At 71.6% G+C, this 23,112-nt stretch carries 24 protein-coding genes; 5 read left to right on the top strand and 19 right to left on the bottom strand.

What is annotated here, in order from left to right:
- Nucleotides 1–12 precede the first annotated feature (12 nt).
- From FGE12_RS18980 to rimP, 14 genes are all read right to left on the bottom strand, one after another.
- On the bottom strand, nt 13–528 hold the full coding sequence (locus tag FGE12_RS18980) for a hypothetical protein (protein WP_153867885.1): 516 nt from the start codon (nt 526–528) through the stop codon (nt 13–15).
- Nucleotides 525–818: a DUF3303 domain-containing protein gene (locus FGE12_RS18975; RefSeq protein ID WP_370459063.1), complete on the bottom strand. Its 294-nt coding sequence runs from the start codon at nt 816–818 to the stop codon at nt 525–527. The genes FGE12_RS18980 and FGE12_RS18975 overlap by 4 nt, the downstream gene beginning before the upstream one ends.
- A gap of 69 nt (nt 819–887) precedes the next feature.
- A complete protein-coding gene (locus FGE12_RS18970; protein ID WP_153867884.1) occupies nt 888–1,901 on the bottom strand; it encodes a M23 family metallopeptidase in 1,014 nt (337 codons plus the stop codon).
- Nucleotides 1,901–2,683, bottom strand: coding sequence for a hypothetical protein (locus FGE12_RS18965; protein ID WP_194798054.1), 783 nt, complete (start codon nt 2,681–2,683; stop codon nt 1,901–1,903). Before FGE12_RS18965 ends, FGE12_RS18970 begins: the two co-directional genes overlap by 1 nt.
- A 155-nt stretch (nt 2,684–2,838) precedes the next feature.
- Nucleotides 2,839–4,992 (bottom strand): polyribonucleotide nucleotidyltransferase, encoded by a 2,154-nt coding sequence (pnp, locus tag FGE12_RS18960; protein ID WP_153867883.1) that lies wholly within the window; start codon nt 4,990–4,992, stop codon nt 2,839–2,841.
- Between the two features lie 467 nt (nt 4,993–5,459).
- The gene (gene rpsO / locus FGE12_RS18955; RefSeq protein ID WP_153867882.1) at nt 5,460–5,729 is read right to left on the bottom strand and encodes a 30S ribosomal protein S15; all 270 of its coding nucleotides are present in this window, start codon (nt 5,727–5,729) and stop codon (nt 5,460–5,462) included.
- Nucleotides 5,730–5,850: 121 nt separating this feature from the next.
- Nucleotides 5,851–6,174, bottom strand: coding sequence for a hypothetical protein (locus tag FGE12_RS18950; protein ID WP_194798053.1), 324 nt, complete (start codon nt 6,172–6,174; stop codon nt 5,851–5,853).
- A 34-nt stretch (nt 6,175–6,208) separates the two neighbouring features.
- Nucleotides 6,209–7,081, bottom strand: coding sequence for a tRNA pseudouridine(55) synthase TruB (gene truB / locus FGE12_RS18945; RefSeq protein ID WP_153867881.1), 873 nt, complete (start codon nt 7,079–7,081; stop codon nt 6,209–6,211).
- Between the two features lie 17 nt (nt 7,082–7,098).
- On the bottom strand, nt 7,099–7,461 hold the full coding sequence (gene rbfA, locus FGE12_RS18940; protein WP_153867880.1) for a 30S ribosome-binding factor RbfA: 363 nt from the start codon (nt 7,459–7,461) through the stop codon (nt 7,099–7,101).
- Nucleotides 7,458–8,114, bottom strand: a complete 657-nt coding sequence (locus tag FGE12_RS18935; protein ID WP_153867879.1) for a DUF503 domain-containing protein — start codon at nt 8,112–8,114, stop codon at nt 7,458–7,460. The genes rbfA and FGE12_RS18935 overlap by 4 nt, the downstream gene beginning before the upstream one ends.
- Before the next feature lie 87 nt (nt 8,115–8,201).
- Nucleotides 8,202–11,336, bottom strand: a complete 3,135-nt coding sequence (infB, locus tag FGE12_RS18930) for a translation initiation factor IF-2 (RefSeq protein ID WP_153867878.1) — start codon at nt 11,334–11,336, stop codon at nt 8,202–8,204.
- 96 nt (nt 11,337–11,432) lie between these two features.
- Complete coding sequence (locus FGE12_RS30975; RefSeq protein ID WP_370459069.1) at nt 11,433–11,636, bottom strand: YlxR family protein; 204 nt, start codon at nt 11,634–11,636, stop codon at nt 11,433–11,435.
- Nucleotides 11,637–11,760: 124 nt separating this feature from the next.
- Complete coding sequence (gene nusA / locus FGE12_RS18920) at nt 11,761–13,467, bottom strand: transcription termination factor NusA (RefSeq protein WP_153867876.1); 1,707 nt, start codon at nt 13,465–13,467, stop codon at nt 11,761–11,763.
- 69 nt (nt 13,468–13,536) lie between these two features.
- On the bottom strand, nt 13,537–14,022 hold the full coding sequence (rimP, locus tag FGE12_RS18915) for a ribosome maturation factor RimP (protein ID WP_153867875.1): 486 nt from the start codon (nt 14,020–14,022) through the stop codon (nt 13,537–13,539).
- Between the two features lie 203 nt (nt 14,023–14,225).
- Here rimP and FGE12_RS18910 point away from each other — a divergent pair, with 203 nt between their 5' ends.
- From FGE12_RS18910 to FGE12_RS18890, 5 genes are all read left to right on the top strand, one after another.
- Complete coding sequence (locus tag FGE12_RS18910; protein WP_153867874.1) at nt 14,226–15,041, top strand: carbon-nitrogen hydrolase family protein; 816 nt, start codon at nt 14,226–14,228, stop codon at nt 15,039–15,041.
- Nucleotides 15,042–15,143: 102 nt separating this feature from the next.
- Nucleotides 15,144–15,593, top strand: a complete 450-nt coding sequence (locus FGE12_RS18905) for a FecR domain-containing protein (protein ID WP_153867873.1) — start codon at nt 15,144–15,146, stop codon at nt 15,591–15,593.
- The gene (locus tag FGE12_RS18900; protein WP_194798052.1) at nt 15,590–16,645 is read left to right on the top strand and encodes a LysM peptidoglycan-binding domain-containing protein; all 1,056 of its coding nucleotides are present in this window, start codon (nt 15,590–15,592) and stop codon (nt 16,643–16,645) included. Before FGE12_RS18905 ends, FGE12_RS18900 begins: the two co-directional genes overlap by 4 nt.
- 15 nt (nt 16,646–16,660) lie before the next feature.
- Entirely contained in the window at nt 16,661–18,382 is a 1,722-nt protein-coding gene (locus tag FGE12_RS18895) for an HD domain-containing phosphohydrolase (protein ID WP_194798051.1), read from the top strand.
- 59 nt (nt 18,383–18,441) lie between these two features.
- Nucleotides 18,442–18,774, top strand: a complete 333-nt coding sequence (locus FGE12_RS18890) for a DUF971 domain-containing protein (RefSeq protein WP_194798050.1) — start codon at nt 18,442–18,444, stop codon at nt 18,772–18,774.
- Nucleotides 18,775–18,786: 12 nt separating this feature from the next.
- Here the strand turns inward: FGE12_RS18890 and FGE12_RS18885 are convergent, their stop codons facing one another.
- The 5 genes from FGE12_RS18885 to smpB form a co-directional block, all read right to left on the bottom strand.
- On the bottom strand, nt 18,787–19,146 hold the full coding sequence (locus FGE12_RS18885) for a response regulator (RefSeq protein ID WP_153867871.1): 360 nt from the start codon (nt 19,144–19,146) through the stop codon (nt 18,787–18,789).
- Nucleotides 19,143–20,681 (bottom strand): ATPase domain-containing protein, encoded by a 1,539-nt coding sequence (locus FGE12_RS18880; protein WP_153867870.1) that lies wholly within the window; start codon nt 20,679–20,681, stop codon nt 19,143–19,145. The genes FGE12_RS18885 and FGE12_RS18880 overlap by 4 nt, the downstream gene beginning before the upstream one ends.
- 36 nt (nt 20,682–20,717) lie before the next feature.
- Nucleotides 20,718–21,818: a HAMP domain-containing sensor histidine kinase gene (locus FGE12_RS18875; RefSeq protein ID WP_194798049.1), complete on the bottom strand. Its 1,101-nt coding sequence runs from the start codon at nt 21,816–21,818 to the stop codon at nt 20,718–20,720.
- A 133-nt stretch (nt 21,819–21,951) separates the two neighbouring features.
- Nucleotides 21,952–22,563 (bottom strand): ClpXP protease specificity-enhancing factor SspB, encoded by a 612-nt coding sequence (locus FGE12_RS18870; RefSeq protein ID WP_153867868.1) that lies wholly within the window; start codon nt 22,561–22,563, stop codon nt 21,952–21,954.
- A 46-nt stretch (nt 22,564–22,609) separates the two neighbouring features.
- On the bottom strand, nt 22,610–23,092 hold the full coding sequence (gene smpB / locus FGE12_RS18865; RefSeq protein ID WP_153867867.1) for an SsrA-binding protein SmpB: 483 nt from the start codon (nt 23,090–23,092) through the stop codon (nt 22,610–22,612).
- Nucleotides 23,093–23,112: the final 20 nt, after the last annotated feature.

The raw sequence follows: 23,112 nt of genomic DNA, 5'->3' as shown, positions 1-23,112 counted from the left end.
GGAGCCTGTGGGCTAGCCGATCTGGAGCAACCCGATGTGGCTCTCCGAGACCTGCGAGAGCCACACCTGCACCTGGGCGAAGGCGGCCAGTAAGGCCTCGACCATCTCGGGCTCACGGCTCCCGTGCTCCTCTTCGAGATGGCCCGCGACTTCCTCGGGCGTCAGCGTGATGCCCTGCAGCTGCATCCGAAGAGTCCTCGCGCCCGCCGCGTCGAAGAGGACCGCGGTGGACTGCCGCGCCGCGGACAGCGCTGCGCTCTCTTCGCGCAGCGTGCTTGGGCCGAAGAGCGTTGCGTCGTGTCCCTGCAGCAGCAGTTCGAGTTCGCTGATGGCGTAGCCGGAGTAGCCGAAGCGCGCGAGCTCCGTCGCGTGCGAGGCCATGAACTCGCCGTAGCCATCGTGCTCCACCCACCGGGATGGGAGGAATGGAAGAAGGCGCTTCACCTCCTTGCGCCGGATGGCCGCCGCACTGAGGAGGGGCTTGAGATCGTGGGCATTGAGGCGATGGAAGGTCGCGATGGCGCTCATGCGAGGTTCACGGCTCCGGCCGCTTGCTGGGAGGTCAGGACAGGGTGCACCTCGAAGTCTACGAGGTCTCGCCACTGCGCCATCCACTGCTCGAGCAACTTCGGGTCCTCGCACTCCATCACCTGGTAGCAGCGCTTCAGGTCCTGCGTCACCCAGCTGTTCACGTACTCGAGCCCTTCAGGCGCGAGGCGGCCCTGCTCGCGAAAGCGCCGGTAGACGGGGCGGGCATCGCCATTCCGGAAGGTCTCGATGACGAGGAAGAGCATGCGGCGGACGCTAGCACCGTGCACGGTGCTCTATCCCTCACCCCGTCCCTCTCCCAGAGGGAGAGGGGACAGCTTCGTTCTCTCTTCTTCCTGTTATCGCGGGCCGGCGAGCGCCGTGGTTCGCGGACGGAAGCGCATGGGGTCCATCGGTTGGCCGTTGAGCTCGAGCTGGAAGTGCAGGTGCGGGCCGGTGGAGCGGCCGGTATTGCCTGAGCGCGCGATGAGTGCTCCGCGCGCGACGTGGTCCCCTACCCCTGCGAGCAACTCCGAGGCGTGCAGGTACGCCGTCGTCACGCCGTTCCCGTGCTCGAGGATGAGCACCTTCCCGTTCACCGCGTCCTCGCTCGCGCGGCGCACCACGCCGGCCTCCGCCGCGTACACGGGCGTCCCCACCGGCAGCGAGATGTCCACGCCCGCGTGCAACATGCGGCGTCCCAGCGTCGGGTGCTCGCGCATCCCGAAGGCCGACGTCACCGGGCCACTGCGTTGCAACGGCCAGGCAAGTCCGTACGCCGTCGCCAGCGCGAGCGCCTGGGCGGCCGCAGCGCTCGCGGCGCTCAGCCCCGGAGGAAGCTCCGCCGCGAGCTCCTCCAGGCTCGGGTGAGGCCCACGGCGCGAGAGCGCATAGCGCGCAGGCGTGCGCCCCGCGAAGAGCGCCACGAGTCGCGCCTCCGGCTCGGGGAACTCGGGATCCAGCGCCGCGAGCAGCTTGCGCGTGGCTGCGGGGCCCTGCGCCTCGTCGAGCAGCGTGGCCTGCGGGATGGAGAGCTCCGCCGCGAGCGAGAGCACGGGCCCGCGCTCCTGCGCCTGCAGCGCGCGCAGCGCGAGGTGGGTGCCGGCCGCGAGCGCCTCGGGCCGGGTGAGCGTGCGCGGCGGCGGCGTGGTGGGCGCGAGCGCGTTGCTGAGGATCGCCGCCGCCCCCTGCCCTTCGTAGTACGCGAGCAGCGGCCGCGCGGTGCTGCGCGTGCCCGTCATCCACGCCGCCGTGCGCCGCAGGAGCGCGCCCGCGGGCGTGTGGTGGTAGGCCACCCACAGGCAGAGCACCGCCATGACCAGGTCGAGCAGGCCGCGCAGGCTTCGCCAGCTGGAGGGAGTGGGCTCGCGCATCAGCGGAAGAACGAGAGGACGGGGCTCGCGTCCAAGAGGGCCGCGAGCGCGAGCGGGGCCACGAGGGCGCACGCGATGAGCCCGCGGCTGAGCCGCTCTGCGTTCGAGCCCGCGGGGGCCGCCACGCGCGCATCCGCGTACTCGAGGTTGCGGTACACCGCGCGCCAGCCGAGCGACGCCAAGACCCCCACGAGCGCCCCGATCGCGAGCAACTGCGCGAAGAGGTGCGAGGCGCGGTCTCCCAGGAGCCCGCGCCACGAGAGGTACACCGTCCCCTCCACCAGGCGTGCCGCGGTGCAGGCACCCGCGAGCACCACGGCCGCCGTCCCGAGCGGGAGCACGATGCGCAGCGGCGTGGGCTGCGCCTTGATGCGCTTCAGGAGCTCGCGCCAGCTCCCGCGCGAGGGCGCCCGCAGCGAGCGCCACGGGTCTCGCGAGCCCAGCTCGGGCTCGCGGTAGCGCAACAGCGGTAGGAGCAGGACGGCATCCGCCGCGAGCTCCCACAAGAGCGTCAGGGCCCGTGCGAACGTCGTGCGCTCCTCGAGCGCCACCAGGTCCACGAGCCCGTGCGTCAGCTCGAAGCGCCCCACGACAGCGTCGAAGGCCGCGTCCACCGCGTCTGCCACCGCGAGGAGGCGGTCATCCAGCGTGTCCGCCGCCGCGTGCACGCCCACTGCGACCAGCGCCGCGAGCCCCAGCGGCATGAAGAGCCAGCGGAAGTTGGAGACGAAGCGCCCGAGGACCTCGAGCAGGCTCTTGTCCTGGGCAGCAGTGGGACGCACGGAGGCGAGTTTCCCACGGTCGAGGCCGGAAAAGACAACGCCCCCGTCCGCACGCGGCGAACGGGGGCGCAGTGAGAAGCCCTCTTCCCTCACCCTGACCCTCTCCCAGAGGGAGAGGGGACAGTGTGGTCAGAGGACTCCAACCCGACGACGACCTAGGCCTTGGGGGCCTCGGTGGCGGGAGCGGGCGTGCCGGCGGCCGCGTTGGCGGCGGCGGCGCGCTCGGCCATCGCCTCCTTGCGGCTGAGGCGGATCTTGCCGGTCTTGTCGATGCTGACGACCTTCACCAGCACCTCGTCGCCCTCGTTGAGCACGTCGGACACGCTCTTCACGCGCTTGTCGCTCAGCTCCGAGATGTGGATGAGGCCGTCGGTGCCGGGGAACAGCTCCACGAAGGCGCCGAACTCGGCGATCTTCCGGACGGTGCCGGTGTAGATCTTGCCGATCTCCGCCTCGCGGGTGAGCGCCTGGATCATCGCGATGGCGGCCTTCACCGCGTCGCCGTTCGCGCTCGCGATGTCCACGCGGCCCGAGTCCTCGATGTTAATCGCGGCGCCGGTGCGGGCGATGATGTCCTTGATGACCTTACCGCCCGGCCCGATGACGTTCTTGATGTACTCGGGACGGATCTGGATGGTCGTGATGCGCGGCGCGTACTGGCTGATCTCCTTGCGGGGCTCGGGCAGCGCCTTGAGCATCTCGCCGAGGATGTGCAGGCGACCCTGACGGGCCTGCTCCAGCGCGCGGCTCATGATCTCCGTGGTGAGGCCGGTGATCTTGATGTCCATCTGGATGGACGTGATGCCCTTCGAGGTGCCGCACACCTTGAAGTCCATGTCGCCCAGGTGGTCCTCGTCACCGAGGATGTCCGAGAGGATGGCGATCTTCTCGCCCTCCTTCACCAGGCCCATGGCGATGCCGGCCACCGGCGCCTTGATGGGGACGCCCGCCGCCATCAGCGCGAGCGTGCCACCGCACACGGACGCCATCGAGGAGGAGCCGTTGGACTCGAGGATGTCCGAGACGAGGCGCACCATGTACGGGAACTTGTCGCTCGCCGGCAGCATGTTGCGCAGCGCGCGCTCGGCGAGCGCACCGTGGCCGATCTCGCGGCGACCCGGGCCGCGCAGCGGCTTGGTCTCGTTCACGCTGAAGGGCGGGAAGTTGTAGTGCAGCAGGAAGCGCTTGAAGGCCATCCCGCTCAGCAGCTCGAGGCGCTGCTCATCGTCGCTGGTGCCCAGCGTGGCCACCACGAGCGCCTGGGTCTCGCCGCGGGTGAACACCGCGCTGCCGTGCGTGCGGGGCAGCACGTCCACCTCGCAGGTGATCTGGCGCACGCCGTTGTGCGGGCGGTCGCCGATGCGGCCACCGTTCACGGTGAGGGCGCGCATGTGATCGTACTTGAGGTCCTCGATGATCGCCTTGGCGCTCTTCTCGACGGCCGGGGTGAACTCCGCGCCCATCTGCTCCTTGAGCTTGGCGACGGCATCCTTCTTCGCCTGGCCGAGCGCGGTGTAGCGCGCCGCCTTCTCCTTGATGCCGTAGCCCGCGGCGATGCCCGCCTGCGCGAGCTCCTTCACGCGGGCCTTGAGGGCCTCGTCGTGGCTGGGGAGCTTGTCGTAGGAGCGGGTCTGCTTGCCCAGCTCCTTTCGCATCTGCTCCTGCAGCTCGAGCACGGGCTGCACGGCCTGCTTGCCGAACTCCAGCGCGCCGACCATGTCGGCCTCGGAGACCTCCTCGGCGCCGCCCTCCACCATCACGATGGCCTCGCGGCTCACCGCCATGACGAGGTCGATGTCGCTCGCCTCGCGCTGCTTCGCGGTGGGGTAGGCCACGTACTTGCCGTCCACGCGGCCCACGCGGATGCCGGCGATGGGGCCGTTGAACGGGATGTCCGAGCACATCAGCGCCGCGGAGGCGCCGGTGATGCCGTGGATGTCACCCTCGTGCTCGGGGTCCGAGGAGATGACGCCCGCGATGATCTGGATCTCGTACGCGTAGCCGTCCGGGAAGAGGGGGCGGCAGCTGCGGTCCACGATGCGGCTGGCCAGCGTCTCCTTCTCGGTGAGGCGGCCCTCGCGCTTGAAGTAGCTGCCCGGGATGCGGCCGGCCGAGTACAGCTTCTCCGTGTACTCGACCGTGAGCGGGAGGAAGTCGATGTCCTTCTTCTCGCGCGCGCTCACCGCGGTGACCAGGAGCATGGTGTCGCCGTAGCGGACCACGACGCTGCCGTCGGCCTGCTTGGCCAGGTGGCCGGTCTCGATGCTGAGCTCGGCCTCGCCGATCTTGATGCTCTTCTTCAGGTGCATGGTGTTGTCCTGCCTTCGTGTCGCGCTCGAGCGCCGCTCCGGTCCGTGCCCCTCGCCCGGCCCATGCCGGAGCGAGGCCCGCACACGTCTACCGGGGGCCTGTTGCGCGTGCTGTATGCGGTCGCCGGCCCGGACAAGCGCACTGATGGCAACCGCGGTGGGACTGCGGTGAGACTGCTGAGAGAGAGCTGCCGCTGAAGAGAGGAACGCCGGCGGAAGTTTCGGCGGAGACCTTGGCCTCTGATCGCTCGGGCCGAGGCGCTCTGTGCTGCGGAAGCGCGTCAGCCGGACCGAACGGAAACCAAAACCCCCGTTCCCACCACCACCCGAGTCCCCGCCTGCGCGGGAGCCCCTTGCTGCGTGCTGCGTGAACTGGACTTCGTGAAACCGACGGCGTGAAACCGACTGCTGAAACGACCGCGGGGCGCCGGTCTGCACCAGCGCCCCGCGTGGGGTACGGCGACGGCTTACTTGCGGATGCCGAGGCCGTCGATGAGCTTCTTGTAGCGCTGGGTGTCCTTGCCCTTGAGGTAGTCCAGCAGGCGGCGGCGCTGACCGACCAGCTTCAGCAGACCGCGGCGAGAGTGGTGGTCCTTCTTGTGGGTCTTGAAGTGCTCGGTGAGCATGGTGATGCGCTCGCTGAGCAGGGCCACCTGGACCTCGGGAGAGCCGGTGTCGGCCTCGTGGGTGCGGAACTTCGTGACGACTTCCGCCTTGCGCTCCTGATGCACGGACATGCTGTTGCTTCGTCTTTCACCCGCTCCGGGTTTTTGCTGCAGGCCGCGGTCCGCGGAGGGGTACAGACCGGGCACTTCCTTCTAACGAATCAGGGGCTTATAAGCGCCGCCCCCCGGGGGGTCAACCTTCGATGTCTGCGGGGTCGTCGCGCTCGGCCGCCCCACCCTGCTCGAACAGGTAGAGCCGCCCGCCGGACTCCAGCCCGGTGCCGCCGCGCGCGAGCTCCCGCGCCGCAGCCTCCTCGAGCGCCAGGACGACGTGGCGGCGCGCCTCCCGGTCACTCGCCAGCTGTCCCTGCAGGCGCGGGTAGAGCGCGAGCAGCGTGGCGATGACGTCCACCACCCCGGAGCCGGCCGGCATGCCGAGGCTCACCTCGCGCCGTCCCTCGAAGAGCGGGCGCAGCGCGGGCGGGATGACGATGACGATGTCCAGGGGGCGGGCCACCGGGAGCACATGCTTTCCTTCCGTGAGACGTCGCTCAGACCATCACACGGAGGTAACGGAGCCGTCCCGCGGCGGCCTCGGCCACGGCGAGCAGGCGTCCTTCGGGTGACATCACCCGGAGCTTTCCGGCCGGAGCGCGGCCCTCGCCCAGCTCGAGCGGCAGGCCGTGGCTGACCTTCACGGCCTCGGAGGCGCTCACCTGCAGCGCGGGCAGCTCGCTCAGGGCCTGCTCCATCGGGACCAGCCGCGCGGCGAGCGCCTCGGCAGAGAGCTCCTGCAGCTGCGCGAGCGGCAGCGCGTGCGCGAGCAGGAAGGGGCCGCTCGCGGTGCGCCGCAGCGCCGTGAGGTGCGCGCCGCAGCCGAGCGCGCGGCCCAGGTCGAAGGCGAGAGTGCGCACGAAGAAGCCCTTCGAGCAGCGCACGGAGAGCTTGAGCTCGGTGGCGCTGAAGTCGCGCAGCACGAGCTCGTGCACGGTGACGGTGCGCGCGGCGCGCTCCACGTCCTTGCCCTCGCGCGCGAGCTCGTAGAGGCGCTTTCCGTCCACCTTGACGGCCGAGTACATCGGGGGCAGCTGGTCGAAGGAGCCGCGAAAGCGCGCGAGCGCGGGCTCGAGCAGCGCGCGGCTGAGCGGCGGCACCGGGGCCTCGGCGACGACCTTGCCTTCCGCGTCCTGGGTGTCCGTCTCGGCGCCCAGGCGCACGGTGGCCTCGTAGGCCTTGTCGCCCTCGAGGATGTGGCCGGCGATCTTCGTGGCCTCGCCGAGGCAGAGCGGGAGCACGCCGGTGGCCATGGGATCCAGCGTGCCGGTGTGCCCCACCTTCTTGATGCGCAGGAACGAGCGCACCTGGCGGACCACGTCGAAGGACGTGGGGCCCTTGGGCTTGTCGATGACGAGCACGCCGTCCATGCGAGCTTCCCGGGCCGCTACTTCCAGCCCTCCTTCTCCTTCACCTCGCGCAGGAGGCGGTCGATCTTGTCGCCCTCGCCCACCGAGGCGTCGAAGGTGAAGAACACCTCGGGGGACACGCGCAGCTGCACCGCGCGCGTCACCTCGCGGCGCACGTAGCCCTTGGCGGCGTCCAGCCCCGCCTGGGTCTCCTTGCGCGCCTTCTCGTCTCCAATCATGGAGTAGAAGACCTGCGCCACGCGCAGGTCCGGGCTCACCTTCACGCCGGTGACGGTGATGTAGCCGATGCGCGGGTCGCGCAGGTTGCCGCGGGAGAGGATGTCCCCGATGGCGGCCTGGATCTCCTGCCCCACCCGATCCGGTCTCGAATGCGTGCTCATTTCTTCTCCCAGTCTCGGGGGTTGCGGAGGCTGCGCGCGCGCGCCCGGGCCTCGTCCAGGGTCAGCTTGTCGCCGCCGCCCCGCTTTACCGCGGGACTCTCGTCCCCATTGCCATTGGAGCGCCCGCCACTGCGGGCGGCCGCGTTGCGGCGGTCCCAGGAGCCCAGGCCCTCTGCCTCCGCGAGGGAGCGGTCGCCCTTGCCGAGGTTCGCGCTGAAGCTCGCGATGAGATCGTCCGCCGAGGGCTCGCGCTCCGGGGCGTCGTCCCCGTCTCCGCCGTCCCCGGCCCAGTCGTGCGCGGGGGCGCCTTCGGGCAGCTGGCCGCGCACGGCCTCGCCGGGGCGCTGCGGGGCGAAGAGCCGGTCGCCGAAGCCGAGGATCTCCGTCTCGCGGCTCACGAGCGGCGCGACGTACATCTCCTCGACGTGGTGGATGATCTTCTCCATCTGCTCGTCCACGTGCCGCCGGTCGTTGCCGACCACGCACAGGCCGATGGTGGCCCGCTGCCAGAGATCGTTGTCATCGACCTCGGCCACGGCCACGTTGAAGCGGGCCTTCACCCGGTCGGTCACCCGGCGGAGGATCTGCCGCTTGGCCTTGAGCGAGCCGCTGTCGGGGATTTGCAGGGTGAGGCGTGCGACGCAGACGAACATGGTCAGGCCCTCGAAGCCCGGCGCGGGTGGGGTGTGCCCACCCGCGCGGGTTCGGTCGGTGATGCAGACCGCCGGGGCGCTGAGCGACTAGCTCAGGCTGGGCCGCGTCTCCTCGATCTCGTAGGCCTCGATGATGTCACCGGGCTTGAGGTCGTTGTAGTTCTCGATGCCGATACCGCACTCGTAGCCCTGGGCGACTTCCTTCACGTCGTCCTTGAAGCGGCGGAGGCTGGCCATCTTGCCGCTGAACAGCTGCTTGTTCTCGCGGATGAGGCGCACGAAGGCGCCGCGCTTGATGGTGCCGTCCAGCACCGCGGAGCCCGCGATGGTGCCCAGCTTGGGGACGTTGAAGGTCGTACGGACCTCGGCGCGGCCCAGCTTGCGCTCGGTGCGGATGGGCTCGAGCAGGTCCTCCATGCGCGAGCGCACGCCGTCGATGAGCTCGTAGATGATGGAGTAGGTCTGCAGCGTGACGCCCTGCAGCTTCGCAGCGGCCTCGGTGCCCGACTCGGCCTTCACGTTGAAGCCCACCACCATGCCCTTGGAGGCCGCCGCGAGCATCACGTCGGTCTCGGTCATGGCGCCCACGCCCTTGTGGATGATGTCCACCTTGACCTTGGGCGTGGAGAGCTTGTTGACCGCCTGGCTGACGGCCTCCGCGCTGCCCTGCACGTCCGCCTTGATGACGAGGCGCAGCTCCTTCGCGCCGCCACCCGCCTTGGTGCGCGCGAAGAGGTCCTCGAGCGACTCGCGGTTGACCTTGCCCAGCTCGCTGGCGCGCTCCTTCATGCCGCGGTGCTCGGCGATCTCCTTCGCGGCGCGCTCGTCGGCCACCACGTTGATGGTGTCACCGGCGGTGGGCACGCCCGAGAGGCCCACGACCTCGGCGCTGTAGCCGGGGAGGACTTCCTTCGCCTGCTCGCCGCGGCTGTTGTTCATGGCGCGCACGCGGCCGTAGTGGGTGCCGGTGACGATGGCATCGCCCACGCGCAGCGTGCCCTCCTGCACCAGCACGGTGGCCACGGGGCCGCGGCCCTTCTCCAGCTTCGCCTCGATGATCGCGCCCACGGCGGGACGCGCCGGGTTCGCGGTGAGCTCGAGGACTTCCGCCTGCAGCGCGAGGTTCTCGAGCAGCAGGTCGATGCCGGTCTTCTGGCGCGCGGAGACGGGCACCATGATGGTGTCGCCGCCCCACTCTTCCGGCGTGAGCTCGTAGTTGGCGAGGTCCTTCTTCACGCGGTCGGGGTTCGCGCCCGGCACGTCCATCTTGTTGATGGCGACCACGATGGGCACTTCCGCGGCCTTGGCGTGCTTGATGGCCTCGACGGTCTGGGGCATCACGCCGTCGTCCGCCGCGACCACCAGCACCACGATGTCCGTGACGTTGGCGCCGCGCGCGCGCATCGAGGTGAAGGCCTCGTGGCCCGGGGTGTCCAGGAACGTGACCTCGCCGCGCTCCGTCTTCACGGTGTACGCGCCGATGTGCTGGGTGATGCCGCCCGCCTCGCCGCTGGCCACGTTGGCCTGACGGATGGCGTCCAGGAGGCTCGTCTTTCCGTGGTCGACGTGACCCATGACGGTGACCACCGGAGGCCGGGGCCGCTCGTCCGCGGGGCTGGTCTGCACCTCGGGCAGGTGGTCCTCCACCTCGAAGCCCACCTTCTCCACGCGCCAGCCGTAGTCGGTGGCGAGAATCTCGGCGGTGTCCGCGTCGATGATCTGGTTCGCGGTGGCCATCTTGCCGCCGGCCATGAGCTTCTTGATGAGCTCGCCGGTGCGCACGCCCATGCGCTGGCCCAGGTCGGAGAGGCTGATGCCCTCCTGCAGGCGGATGACCTTCTTCTCCTCGGCCATCTGCGTGATCTGGGTCTTGGCGCCCTTCTTCGTGGGCTTCTTCTTCTTGCCGCGCAGCGGGATGTTCACGCGGCCCCAGACGAGGTCCGTGATCTCCTGCTTGGAGATGGTCCCGTCTGCGGCGGTGCCCTTCTTGCGCGGGCTCTTGTCCTTGTTCTTGCTGACGTCGACGAGCTCGCGGCCGCGGCCCAGGTGATCCGGGACGACCTTGAACTCGCGCACCTCACCGATGGCCTTCTTGCCCGGCGCGAGCGGGTAGGCCTTGGCGGGGCCGGTGGGCGTCACGCGGCGCACCTGGATGAGCGGGCGCGAGATGACGACGGCCTGGGTGGCCGTGGGGCGCAGCGTCTTCGGGTCCACCGTGGGGGCGCCGGCTGCCGGAGCGCCGGGGGCGCCGGCCGCGGGTGTCGCCGAGCCGGTGGGGCGCACCTGCACGCCGGTGCCTGCCGGGGCGCCGGGGGCGCCGCCGGGGCGCACCTGCACGCCGGGGCGTGCCTGCGGCGGGCCCAGGTGGGCCTGGCCGGGAGCGCGCGGGTAGCCGCCGGGCGGCATGGGGGGCCGGCTCGAGTACTGAGGACGGCCACCGCTCTGATAGGGAGGACGGCCCGAGCCGGAGCCCGCAGGACGGGAGGCACCCTGGCTCTGCGCCGGGGTGGCCTGCGTGGACGGCTGCCGCACGGTGGGGGGCACCGGCGGGGTCGGGGGGGTTACGGGCAAAGCGGGCTTCTCCTGCACGGGGGACGAGGGCTGCGCCGCCACCGGGGCGGCCGCCTGCGGGCGGGCCTCCGGCGCGGGAGGCGGCTCGGCGGCCGGCTGCGCCTGCGGCGCGCTGCTCTGGGCAGCGGCGACAGGGGCGGCGGGCTCGGCAGGCGCCTGGGTGGAAGCCTCCGGGGCCTGGGCGGCCGCGGGGGCAGAGGGGGCTTCGGCTGCAGGCGCCGACTGCTCGGGCGCTGCGGCCTGCTCGGGCTGGGCGGCCTGCTCGGAGGCAGCCGGGGGCTCGGGAGCCTCCGCGGCAGCCGGGTGAGCAGGCTCGGCGTACTGCGCGGCAGGCGCCTCGGCCGGGGCCTCGACGTGCTGCTGCGCAGGCGCGTGCCCCGCGTGGGACTCGGCGCCGTCACCGGCGTGAGTGCCCACCTTGCGGCGCACGACGAAGCCCTTCGCGGCGACCGGAGGGGCCGCCTGCTGGGGCTTGCGCTTGTTGAGGATCTTCTGGACCGCAGCGGTGGCCTGGTCGTCCTCCAGAGAGGACGAGTGGCTCTTGACGTCGTAGCCGAGCGACACGAGCTCGGTCACGACCTCCTTGTTGTCGAGCTCAATGCCGTGGCCCTTGAGCTCCTTCGCAATTTCGTGGACGCGCTTCTTCGACATACCTTGCTTGGCCTTTGGCTTCGCCCGACTGCCCGAGGGCGAAGCACCCTAATCCAAAATTGAGTGGGAGTGGTTCCTAACACCCACGACGGTTCGCTACCTCCCCGACCCCGCCGCTGCCCCCAGGCCCAGTGCTCGCTCGAGCACCAGGGGGTCTAGCGGCCCCGCCTTCCCCCGGAATGCCCTTCCGAAGGCTTTTCTCTTGAGCGCCGCCGAGAGACATCCGGCGCCGCAAAGGTAGGCACCCCGTCCAGGCTGCCTGCTCTTCCTGTCCACTGCCACTCCACCCCCGGGCTCCATCGCCACCCGCAGCAGCTCCCCCTGGGCCTTCTTCGCCCCGCAGCCGATGCAGGTGCGCACCGGTCCGGGGATGAGGGGAACATTGGATGCCTTGGGAGCCTTGGGGGTGCGCCTCATATGCGGGTTACGCCTTGGCCTCCTCGGTGCTTCCGGCACTGCCGAGCCCCAGGGCGGCGGTGTGGGCGGCGCGCTCGGCGTTGAGCTCGGTGCGCAGCTTGGCCTCCTCCACCAGGTAGGTCTCCGCGGCGCTCTTGATCTGCCGCGCCTTCTTGATGCCCACGCCCGGGACCTCGCCCAGCTTCGCGAGGTCCTTCTCGTTGGCGATGTCCTCGACCGTGCCGTAGCCGCTGGACATGAGGGCCTCGATGGCCTTCTCGCCCAGGCCGCGCACGCGCGCCATGCGCTCGGTCTGGTTCAGCTCGTCCGGGTGACGGCGCGCCTCGGCGATGCGGGCGGCCTCGCGCTCGCTCTCCATCTTGGAGAGCTCCTGGGCGTCCTCCACCATCTGCACGCGCGCCACGTCCTGCATGGCGGGGATGCGGGCGGGGTCGATGCCGGGGATCTGCGCGAGCACCTCGGGGGAGGCCTCGGCCACGTCCTTCGCCTGGCGGAAGCCGTGGGCGTAGAGCGTCTCGATGAGCATCTCGTTCACGCCGGGCAGCGCGCCGAGGCTCTTGTTCGCGAACTCGCGCATCTCGCGCACGCGGCTCTCGCTGTTGATGTCCAGCTTCCAGCCGGTGAGCTGGGCCGCGAGGCGCACGTTCTGGCCGCGCCGCCCGATGGCGAGCGAGAGCTGGTCGTCCGGGACGATGAGCTCCATGGCCTTGTTCGCCTCGTCGATGATCACGCGGCTCACCTCCGCCGGCGCGAGCGCGCTGCAGACGAAGCGGGCCGAGTCCTCGTCGAAGGGCACGATGTCGATCTTCTCGCCGCGCAGCTCCTGCACCACGGCCTGCACGCGGCTGCCCTTCATGCCCACGCAGGCGCCCACGGGATCCACGTCCGAGTCGCGGCTGCTGACGGCGATCTTCGCGCGGCCGCCGGGCTCGCGCGCCGCTGCCTCGATGACGACGATGCCCTCGGCGATCTCGGGCACCTCCATCTCGAAGAGCTTGGTGAGCAGGTTCACGCTCGCGCGGGACAGCACGATCTGGGGACCCTTGCTCTCGCGCAGCACGTCCAGCACGTAGGCCTGCACGCGGTCACCGGCGCGGTAGGTCTCGCGCGGCACCTGCTCGCGCACCGGGAGCACGGCCTCGGCGCGGCCCAGGTCCACGATGATGTTGCCGCGCTCGAAGCGGCGGGCGATGCCCGTCACGATCTCGTTCTTGCGGTCCTTGTACTCGTTGAAGACGTTCTCGCGCTCGGCGTCCCGGGTGCGCTGCAGGATGACCTGCTTCGCCGTCTGCGCGGCGATGCGGCCGAAGCCGCGGCGGAAGGTCTTCAGGCGCAGGATGTCGCCGTACTGGTCGTCCTGGGCCTTGGCCTCGGCGGCGTCCTCGTCGCGGTAGAAGATCTGGAAGACGAGCTCGTCGCCGGGCTCCACCTCCATGCCCTTGCGCTGCGCCTCGGCGAGGCTGAGCTGGTTCACGCCCTGCACGGGGTCGGTGATCTCGGTGACGACGACGATGGCCTGGAACAGCTCCACCACGCCCTTCTCGGTGTCGTACTTCGCCTCGAGGTTGCGATCCTGGCCGAAGTGCTTCTTGGCCGCGGTGGTCATCGCGTCCTCGAGCGTGGCGATGAGCACGCTCCGCTCGATGCCCTTGTCCTTGGCGACCTGGTCGAGCACGAGGTTGAGGTTGATGGTGGGGTTCGCCTGCGTAGCCATGGTCTTCTCCGAAAAGGGTCCACGGGCCTACCCGCTGAAGGAGTCAGCGAGCGCCCTGTATGTCAGCACCTAGAACTCGAACTCCAGATTCGCCTTGGCGATGTCCTTGAAGGGGATGCGGAAGACACCGCCCCCCTCCACGTCCACCGCCACGTCGTCCGCCGTGATCTCCACGAGCTTGCCCGTGAAGTTCTTGCGCGGCGGCTCGCCGATGGGGCCGAAGGTCTTCACCTTCACCCGCTCGCCTTTCACGCGCTCGAAGTGCGAGGGCTTCTTCAGCGGGCGGTTGACGCCGGGGCTGGAGACCTCGAGGTTGTACTCGTGGGGGATGAAGTCCTCCACGTCGAGCACGGTGTCCACCGCGCGGCTCACCTGGGAGCACTCCTCCAGCCCCACGCGGCCACCCGGCTTGTCGATGAAGAGCCGCAGCACCCAGCCCTCGCGCTCACGCAGGTACTCGAGCTCCAGCAGCTCCAGGCCCTCTCCCGCAACGATGGGCTCGAGGAGCTCCATCGCCCTCGACTCGACCGTCTGCTTGAAGTTGGACTCGGCCATCGCTGGGAACCTGGACCCCTGAAACGAAAAAAGCGGGCACGGCGGCCCACTTTTCGGTGAACGTCATCGAAAAATGTCGGCGGCCTCCCTACCACGCAAGGCCTTGCTATGTAAAGGAAGAACGCCGCGCGCGCAGGACGAAGTCCGGCAAGTTCAAGGACTTACCCGACCTCAACCCGCGGCCCCCACGTTATAACGCTCCCATGCACCTCATCGCCGCCGCCCAGATGGTCTCCACCGGAGACAAGGCCCACAACCTCGAGGTGGCGACGCGGCTCGTGCGCCAGGCGGCCGGGCTCGGTGCGCGGCTGGTGGGGCTGCCGGAGAACTTCAGCTGGATGGGCAACGACGCGGAGCGCGCCGCCGCAGCCGAGGGGCTGGAGGGGCCCACGCTCGCCCGCATGGCGCAGCTCGCCCGGGAGCTGAAGGTCACGCTGCTCGCGGGCTCGGTCCTGGAGACGGGGGCGCCGGGCGCGCGGCTCTACAACACCAGCGTGCTCTTCGGGCCGGACGGTGCGCGGCTCGCCGTGTACCGCAAGGTGCACCTCTTCGACGTGGAGGTGGGCGACGGGGCGACCTACCGCGAGAGCGCGGCGGTGGCCCCCGGCACCGAGGTGGTGGCGGCGCCCCTGCAGCCCGCGGAGCTGGGCACCCTGGGGATGAGCGTCTGCTACGACCTGCGCTTCCCCGAGCTCTACCGCCGCCTCGCCACCGCGGGCGCGACGGTGCTCGCGGTGCCCGCGGCGTTCACGCTGATGACCGGCAAGGACCACTGGGAGGTGCTGCTGCGCGCGCGGGCCATCGAGAACCAGGCCTACGTGCTCGCGCCCGCGCAGGGCGGCAAGCACAGCGAGAAGCGCGTCACCTACGGCCACGCGATGGTGGTGGACCCGTGGGGCCTCGTCGTGGCGCGCGCCTCCGAGGGCGAGGGGCTGGCCGTCGCCCCGGTCGACCCGGCCCTGCTCGCGCGCATCCGCGAGAACCTCCCCTGCCTCAAGCACCGCCGCCTGGACGTCTGAGTGCCCGCCGCCCATTCGTGCAGCCGGGGCCCGTCGCGCGGGACGCGGCGCGAGGGTAGAGTCCCCTCCCCCGTGCCCGCCCCCCTACCCCGCTGGAGACAGATGGCGCTCTTGTGCGCGCTCGCAGCGCCTGTGGGCTGCTCGCCCGGCGCCCCGCCCCCGCCGCCCGAGGACGCCCGCCCGAGCGCCCCGGCCCAGCCGCCGCGCGCCCACCTGCGCTCGGTGAAGGGCGGCGTGCTGCTCAAGCGCGCCGCGGGCGACGAGTGGGTGAGCGCGCAGGAGGGCCAGGCCCTCTACGAGAACGACAAGGTGCGCACCGTGGCGGGCGCGAGCGCGCTCGTGGCCTTCGTCAACGGCAGCGAGCTGAGCCTCGGCGAGAGCGCGCTGGTGGGCATCGCCGAGACGCGCCCTGCGCCCGGCCGCGACCGCTCCGACGTGACGGTGCTGCGCGGGCGCGTGGACGCCGAGCTGCAGGACCCCGAGCGCCAGTCGCTCACCGTCAGCACCCCGGCGGCCACCGTGAAGGCCGGAAGGGAGATCGTGTTCCAGTGAGCCCCCTGCTCCGCAACCTGGCCCGCAGGCTCTCCGGCGCGCTCGCCGCCGCGGTGGGCTTCGCCCTGCTCGTCATGGGCGCCTCGCCCCTCTCGCCGCGGACGGCCGCCGCGGCTGCCACTCCCACCGCGGCCGCGCGCGCCCCCGCTGCGCCGCAGCCCACGCCCACGCCCACGAGCGCGACGCTCGCCGCGGGCGAGACGCTGGAGCAGCTCGCGGAGCGCACGCTGGGAGACCGCCGCGCGGCCGCGGAGCTGCGCGCCCTCAACGGGCTCGCGCCGGACGCGAAGCCCGCGGCAGGCCAGTCGCTGCGGCTGCCGGGCCCCGAGCGCGGGCTCGCGCTGGGCGCGCTCGCGGCCGCCCGCAACGCGCTCGCGCAGACGCCGCCCGAGGCGCAGAAGCGCCAGGAGGCCGCCGCCGCGCTCGCCGAGGCCGAGGCGCACCTGCAGGCGGCCCGCTACGCGCGCGCGGCGCAGTCCGCGGATGCGGCGTGGCAGCTGGTCTCCGCGAGCGCGAGCAAGCCCACCGCCTTCACCGTGGACGTGGCGGAGAGCGGCGCCACCGCGGTGCACGCGCGCTCGGGCAAGCCGGTGCGCGTGGAGGCCGAGGGCGTCGTGCGCCCGGTGTACCCGGGCCAGGCGGCGACGGTGGAGAAGGGCCAGCCTCCGACCCTGAGCTTGCAGACCGCGCAGCCGCTCGCGGCGCCGCAGCTGCTGCAGCCCGAGCACGCGCGCAAGCTCAGCTTCCCGGCCGCGGCGCAGAAGGGGCCGAATGGCCAGCGCGCGCCGGTGCTGGGCCCGGTGCAGCTCGCCTGGAGCGAGGTGCCCGGGGCACGCGGCTACGAGGTCGAGGTGGTGCCGCCCTCGGGTGCGGCGCTGCGGCTGACGGTGGAGGCCCCCCGCGCGCGCCTGCCGCTGCTGCCCGCGGGGCTCTACCGCTGGAACGTGCGGGCGCTGGGCCCTGCCACGCCGGGCGAGGCCTCGGCCTCGCGGGAGTTCGAGCTCGCCCCCAGCAGCCTGAAGCTCGAGGTCAAGGGCTCGAGCTGGAAGTAGGAGAGAGGACCTCCCGTGCGTCTGTTCAAGGCCATCCTCCTGCTGATGCTGGTGGCGAGCATCGTTCCCACGGTGATGGTGGGCTGGCTCTCCGTGCACGACACGCGCGAGATCCTCGTGCGCGACGCGCAGGAGCTCACCCAGGAGCGCGTGGAGCAGCTGCGGCTCAAGAGCGAGCGCTACCTCGAGGAGCCCACGCGCGCGGTGATGTCGCTCGCGCGCGTGCCGGGCTTCTTCGCGCTGCCCTTGAGCGAGCAGCGCACGCACGTGGCGAGCGTGCTCAACCAGAGCCGCGAGGTGCTCGCGCTCACCGTCTTTGACGCGCGCGGCGAGCGGCTGCCGGGGCTGCAGGCCTTCGCCGTGAACGACGTCTCCCCCACCGCCATGGCCGGGCACGAGGCGCGCGCGCGCGGGCTGCTCGGTGGCCTCACCGAGCTGCGCTACGCGCCGGTGGCCCTGCAGCCGGGGACGGGGGAGCCGGTGGTGACGCTGGCCTTCCCCATCGGGGAGCCGGCGCGCGGCTACGTCGCGGCGGACGTGGCGCTCGCGGGGCTGCGGGCGATGCTGGCCGAGCAGCGGCTGGGCTCGAGCGGCTTCGCGTACCTGGTGGACCGCGACGGGCGGCTGCTCGCGGGAGGCCTCCTGCGCGAGCGCGCGGGCGCGGACGTCTCAGCCCGCCCGCCCGTCGCGCACATGCTGCAGGCGCTCGCGCGCTCCCCCCGGCGCGGGCTCTTCGCCGAGCTCTTCCACGTGGGCAACTTCGGCACGGGCGACGACGCGGTGGTGAGCGCGTACGCGGCGCTGCCGGGGCCCGGCTGGGCCGTGGTGAGCGAGCAGCCGGTGGCGCTCGCGTACAAGCAGGTGGCCACGATGGAGCGGCGCATCGTGCTGGGCGTGGGGCTCGCCTTCCTCGCGGCGCTCGCGCTCGCGGCGAGCTTCAGCCGCTACCTCACGCGGCCGCTCAAGGGCTTCATCGCGGGGGCGCTCGAGCTCGCGAAGGGCAAGTTCGGCGCGCAGGTGCGCGTGGAGCAGAAGAACGAGCTGGGGGAGCTGGCCCGGACCTTCAACTACATGAGCCAGCAGCTGCTCGCCTACGATCACGAGACGCGCGGGCTCTACGAGAGCCTGGAGAACGGCTACCTCGAGACGATCGTCGCGCTGGCCAACTCCATCGACTCGAAGGACGCGTACACGCGCGGCCACAGCCAGCGCGTGGCGGACGTGGCCATGGAGATCGGCCGCGAGCTGGGCCTGCCCGAGAGCGAGCTGAAGCAGCTGCAGTACGGCGGCATCCTCCACGACATCGGGAAGATCGGCATCCCCGAGGCCATCCTGCTCAAGCAGAGCCGCCTCACCGACGAGGAGATGGCGGTGATGCGCGAGCACCCGGTCATCGGGGACACCATCATCCAGCCGGTGAGCTTCCTGGGGCCCGGCGTGCGCGCCTGCGTGCGCAACCACCACGAGCGCTGGGACGGCACCGGGTACCCGGACAAGCTCGCGGGCGAGGCCATCCCGCTCACCGCGCGCATCGTGTCCTGCGCGGACACCTTCGACGCCTGCACCAGCACCCGCCCCTACCAGAAGGCGATGCCGCTCTCGGAGGCGATGGGCATCCTCGACCGCCTCAGCGGCCAGCAGCTGGACCCCCGGGTGGTCGCCGCGCTGCGCAGCGTGCTGCAGAAGCGCGGCGTGCGGGTGGAGGGGCACCGCCAGCCGGTGAAGCTCGCATCCTGACCTGACCGGATGTTACAGACGGCCCCTCGCTGTTACCGCCCAAGAGAGGGACACCCGCCGTGAGCTTCTGGGATCGCATCAAGCCTGCCGCCCGCCCCCCCACCGCCACCGACGTGAAGCTCTCGCCGGACGGGCGCACGCTCACGCTCGGGTGGGACGACGGTTTCACCACCCACGCGAGCGCCCAGCACCTGCGCCAGCAGTGCCCCTGCGCCGAGTGCGTGGACGAGTGGACGAACAAGCGCACCCTGGACCCCTCGCGCGTGCCGGCGGACCTGGCCATCACCCAGGTGCAGCCGGTGGGCAACTACGCGCTCGCCTTCGCCTTCGGAGACGGGCACTCCACCGGCATCTACCACTGGACGCACCTGCGCGAGCTGACGAAGCCCTAGCGCTTCCCGAGCCTAGGGCGGCCCCACCTGCTCGCGCACCAGGGCGAGCAGCGCGTCCAGGTTGAAGGGCTTCTGCAGGAAGGCGCGCCAGCCGTACTCGGCCTGGCTCACCTTGGGCTTGAGCGCGCTCATCAGCACCACGGGCACCTGGGCGAGCCGGGGGTCCGCGCGCGCGGCCTTGAGCAGCTCGAGCCCGTCCATCGCGGGCATCATCAGGTCCGCGATGACCAGGTCCGGCGGGCTCTCCTGCATCGCGCGCAGCGCGAGGGCGCCGTTGGGGAAGCCCAGGGCGCGATAGCCCTCCAGCTCGAGGATGTCCTTCAGGGCCTCGAGGATGTCGAACTCGTCGTCGACCACGAGCACGGTGGTCATTTGCGGCTCCCGAAGATGCGCCGCTTCTTGCGCTTCGGGGCCGGGACGGCGAGCGAGCGGGCCTGCCCGCTGAGGATGCCCTCGGCCGCCGGGAAGGGCCCGTCCACCTCGATGCCCTTCTGCGAGATGCGGAACTCGCGGATGGCGCTGTCGTAGGCGCTCTCGCGCACCTTCATGATGGAGACGAGCCGGTGCAGCTCGCTCTGCAGCTCCACGTTGCGCAGCAGGATGACGTTCTCCACCGCGCCGCCCAGCTCCTGGTTGGGCATCTCGATGTCCGGGCGGAACAGCGGCGTCTCCTCGCTGAAGACGGTGGTCACGTCCAGGATGCGCAGCTGGTGGGTGAGCGCGCTGAGGAAGCGCCCCAGCCGGTCCGGGTACACCGTGGCCGAGCGGAAGCCGGAGATGCCGTCCACGAAGAGGCGCAGGCGCTGCTTGCCCACGTCGCGCTCGCGGATGCGCTCGAGCAGCCGCTCCGCGAGGCTGTCCAGGTTGTTCTCCAGCGGCGGCTGCCACTGGATCTCCAGGAGCTTGCTCTTCACCGCCCGGGCGAGGTGGATGCCCACCGCCTCGCCCTTCTCCACGAGGCGCGGCGGGGTCTCGAAGAAGCCGAAGTACACGCCGGGCTCGCCCGCCCGGGACCCCTCCTCGAGGAACTTGAGCCCCAGCAGCGTCTTGCCCGTGCCGGGTGCGCCGAGCAGCGTGGTGGCGGAGCCCGAGAGCACCCCGCCGTGCAGCGCCTCGTCCAGGCGCTTGATGCCGAAGGCCATGCGGATGCGGTCCTCGCGGGCGCGCTCGTGCGGGTCCGCGAACTGCACCTCGGTGCGCGGGTGGATGACCACGCCGTCGCGCGAGATCTCCACCTCGTGGCGGCCGAGGAGGCAGTCGCTGCCGCGGAACTTGTGCACGGTGAGCTCGCGCACCCCGCGCGGCCCCACGTTCTGCAGGCTGAGCTCGAGGATGCCGTCCACGGAGGTGTTGGCCGCGTGGGCCTCGGCGGCGCCGCGCGGGGTGAGCATCAGGGTGGTGCAGCCCAGCAGCGAGGTGAAGGCCTGCTGCTCGTGCAGGTACTTCTTGAACGCGAGCGTGGTCGGAGCGAACTCCCCCGCGGCATCCAGCCCGTCCACGACGAGCAGCGTGGCGCGGTGCTTGCGGGCCGCGTCGCGCACGAAGGCGAGCAGCCCCTCCAGCCCCTCGCGCTCGAGCACGTCGTAGCCGCTGAGGTAGCGCAACTGGCCGGGGATGACCTCCTCGTCGAAGAAGGACATCGAGCGGATGTTGGAGAGCATGCGCGCGTGGCTCTCGGAGAGCAGCGTGACGTAGAGCGCGCGGCCCCCCCGCATGACGTGGTTGAAGCAGATCTGGTTGCCGAGCACCGTCTTGCCCGTGCCCGGCGGGCCCAGGATCACATAGGACGCGGTGCGGATGAGGCCGCCCTTGAGGATGAAGTCCAGGCGTTGCACGCCGGTGGCCACCCGCTCCTGCGTGTCCTGTTGCGCGGGCTCCTTCTCGCCGCGTCCGTGCTTGCCTGCCATGCGTGCCCTCCACTCCTCGAAGCGCTGCGTGAGAGATCAGTAGGTCTGGCTGCGGGAGAGCGGAACCTCGAGCGTGAACGTGGCGCCCGCTCCGGGCCGGCTCTCCACGCGCACGCTCCCCCCGTGGGCGAGCGCCGTCTGCTGCACGAGGTACAGCCCCAGCCCGAGGCTGGAGCCCTGGTACGACTCGGTGGCCCGCTCGAAGCGCTCGAAGATGCGCGCCTGCGCCTCCAGGGGCACGCCGATTCCCTCGTCGCGCACGCTCAGCTGCGCGCGCCCGTCCACCCGCCGCAGCCGCAGGGAGACCGGCCGGCCCACCCCGTACTTGAGGGCATTGGAGAGCAGCGCCTCGAGCGCGTGGGCGAGGCGCTGCACGTCCGCGTAGCCCACCACGCCGGGCTCCACGTCCAGCGAGAGCGGGCAGCCCGCGTGGGCGGCCTCGTCGCGGTGGCGCGCGACCACCTCGTGCACCAGCGCGGAGAAGTCCACCTGGGCAATCTCCAGGGGAAGCCCGCGCTGGGGGCGCGCCGAGTCCAGCAGCGAGCCCGCGAGCCGCTGCAGGCGCTCCACCTGCTGCGCGGAGGCGCTCAGGTGCTCGCGCAGCTGCGCGCCCGGCAGCCCCTCGCCGCCGTTGCGCTCCAGCGCGCGCAGGAGCCCCTGCAGGCGCAGAGCCAGGGCGGTGAGCGGGGTGCGCAGCTCGTGCGCCGCCGCGCCGAAGAAGGCGTCCCGCCGCCGCACCGCGCTCAGCGCCTGCTCGCGCAGGCGCAGCAGCGCGCGCACGTTCGCCACCAGCTCCGCCGGCTCGATGGGCAGCGTGAGGTAGGCATCCGCGCCCCCCTCGAGGCCGCGCACCTTGGCCTCCGAGTCCAGGCGCTCGCCGGACAGGTGCACCACCAGGATGCCCGCGGTGGTGGGGTTGGCCTTGAGCCGGCGCGCCACCTCGAAGCCGTTGAGGCCGGGCATCTGCACGTCCAGCAGGATGAGCTCGGGCAGCCCCGCGGCGAGCCGCAGCGCCTCGGCCCCTTCGCCGGCCTCGAGCGTGCGGAAGCCCGCGAGCCGCAGCGTGCGCGAGGTGACGTAGCGCACCACGGGGTCGTCGTTCACGATGAGGATGCTGGCGGGCTCGGAATCCGACACGGGTGGGAGTGCGCCCCCCGGGCTGGCGGGCGGGCTGACTCCCAAGGTGCGGAGCCTCGTATCCGGCCGCAAGCGCCGCGCGTGAGGGGCGCGTTCACCGGGAGGCAACCGGCCGCTCGCCTCCCCTCGCGCCCTACTTCACGACGCGCAGGTGGCTGCGGCGCGGCCCGCCCGGAGGCGGCGGCTCCTTGGGGGGCCCCTCGGACTCGGCGGTGGCGGGGGGCGGCGGCGTCACGGCGAGCGGCTGCGGCGCGGGCTCGGGCCGCAGCGGCGCGGAGACCGGTGCGGGGACGCCCGGGGCGGGGTCCTCGGCCCGGTCGCAGGAGACCTCGCGCAGCACGGCGCGGGGGCGGGCGCCGCCCGGGACGGGCGCGGGAACGGTCGGCGCCTCGCGCGGCGTGGGCGGCGTGGCGAGCGGGTGCTGCAGCAGCTCCTGCGGCATGTCCTCGGGGTAGAGCCAGAACTCGCGCGACACGTGGCTGGTGATGGCGAAGAGCGCGTTCCAGGGCACCGCGACGGTGAAGCGGCTGCCGGAGAAGCTCAGCGTGGAGCGCACCCCCCACTCGTTGACCGTGAGGTCCGGCGGGTCGAAGCGGTAGCTGAGGTTGAGGCGCAGGTGGGCCTCGCCGCCCAGGTGCGAGGGCACGGCCACGCCGGGCCGGCGCGCGTCCAGGTGGATCATGACCATCCCCTGGTCGAGCGCGGCGAGCAGCCGCTCCTTCTTCTCTGGGACCTTCGATTCCATCCCGCTCATGTTCTCCGAGGAGCTCCCCTCTTGGCCAGTGAGGTTGCTAACGCCGCCGCACGGCCCGGTCCATCTCCCGCTTCGTCTCGCGCTCCTTGATGTCCTGGCGCCGGTCCTCGTGCGTCTTGCCCCGGCACAGGCCCAGCTCCACCTTCGCCTTGCCGTCGCGGAAGTAGAGCACCAACGGGATGATCGAATAACCGCGCTCGCGCACCTTCGCCGCCCAGCGATCCAGCTCCGCGCGGTGCAGCAGCAGCTTGCGGCCGCGCGTGGGCTCGTGGGTGAAGACGCTCGCCGGGTTGTAGACCCCGATGTGGGCGTTGAGCAGGAACAGCTCGCCGCCCTTGGGGAGCGCGTAGGCGTCCGCCAGGTTGGCCGTCCCCTCGCGCAGCGCCTTCACCTCGCTGCCCAGGAGGCTCAAGCCCGCCTCGAGCTTCTCGTCCACGGTGTAGTCGTGGCGCGCGCGGCGGTTCTCCGCGATCAGCTTCACCCCGGGCTCGGCGCCCACGCCCTTTGGTTTGCCAGCCATGGAGGAAAGAAGCGGACCCC

It is taken from the genome of Aggregicoccus sp. 17bor-14 (assembly GCF_009659535.1).
Taxonomy (GTDB): domain Bacteria; phylum Myxococcota; class Myxococcia; order Myxococcales; family Myxococcaceae; genus Aggregicoccus.
The sequence above is the reverse complement of the archived record's forward strand: the minus strand, read 5'-3'. Positions and strand labels throughout refer to the sequence as shown.

Coding starts and splice junctions, on each gene's coding strand:
- FGE12_RS18980 (WP_153867885.1), bottom strand. CDS start 528: ATGAGCGCCATCGCGACCTTCCATCGCCTCAATGCCCACGATCTCAAG.
- FGE12_RS18970 (WP_153867884.1), bottom strand. CDS start 1,901: ATGCGCGAGCCCACTCCCTCCAGCTGGCGAAGCCTGCGCGGCCTGCTC.
- pnp (WP_153867883.1), bottom strand. CDS start 4,992: ATGCACCTGAAGAAGAGCATCAAGATCGGCGAGGCCGAGCTCAGCATC.
- rpsO (WP_153867882.1), bottom strand. CDS start 5,729: ATGTCCGTGCATCAGGAGCGCAAGGCGGAAGTCGTCACGAAGTTCCGC.
- truB (WP_153867881.1), bottom strand. CDS start 7,081: ATGGACGGCGTGCTCGTCATCGACAAGCCCAAGGGCCCCACGTCCTTC.
- rbfA (WP_153867880.1), bottom strand. CDS start 7,461: ATGAGCACGCATTCGAGACCGGATCGGGTGGGGCAGGAGATCCAGGCC.
- FGE12_RS18935 (WP_153867879.1), bottom strand. CDS start 8,114: ATGTTCGTCTGCGTCGCACGCCTCACCCTGCAAATCCCCGACAGCGGC.
- infB (WP_153867878.1), bottom strand. CDS start 11,336: ATGTCGAAGAAGCGCGTCCACGAAATTGCGAAGGAGCTCAAGGGCCAC.
- FGE12_RS30975 (WP_370459069.1), bottom strand. CDS start 11,636: ATGGAGCCCGGGGGTGGAGTGGCAGTGGACAGGAAGAGCAGGCAGCCT.
- nusA (WP_153867876.1), bottom strand. CDS start 13,467: ATGGCTACGCAGGCGAACCCCACCATCAACCTCAACCTCGTGCTCGAC.
- rimP (WP_153867875.1), bottom strand. CDS start 14,022: ATGGCCGAGTCCAACTTCAAGCAGACGGTCGAGTCGAGGGCGATGGAG.
- FGE12_RS18910 (WP_153867874.1), top strand. CDS start 14,226: ATGCACCTCATCGCCGCCGCCCAGATGGTCTCCACCGGAGACAAGGCC.
- FGE12_RS18905 (WP_153867873.1), top strand. CDS start 15,144: ATGGCGCTCTTGTGCGCGCTCGCAGCGCCTGTGGGCTGCTCGCCCGGC.
- FGE12_RS18885 (WP_153867871.1), bottom strand. CDS start 19,146: ATGACCACCGTGCTCGTGGTCGACGACGAGTTCGACATCCTCGAGGCC.
- FGE12_RS18880 (WP_153867870.1), bottom strand. CDS start 20,681: ATGGCAGGCAAGCACGGACGCGGCGAGAAGGAGCCCGCGCAACAGGAC.
- FGE12_RS18870 (WP_153867868.1), bottom strand. CDS start 22,563: ATGGAATCGAAGGTCCCAGAGAAGAAGGAGCGGCTGCTCGCCGCGCTC.
- smpB (WP_153867867.1), bottom strand. CDS start 23,092: ATGGCTGGCAAACCAAAGGGCGTGGGCGCCGAGCCCGGGGTGAAGCTG.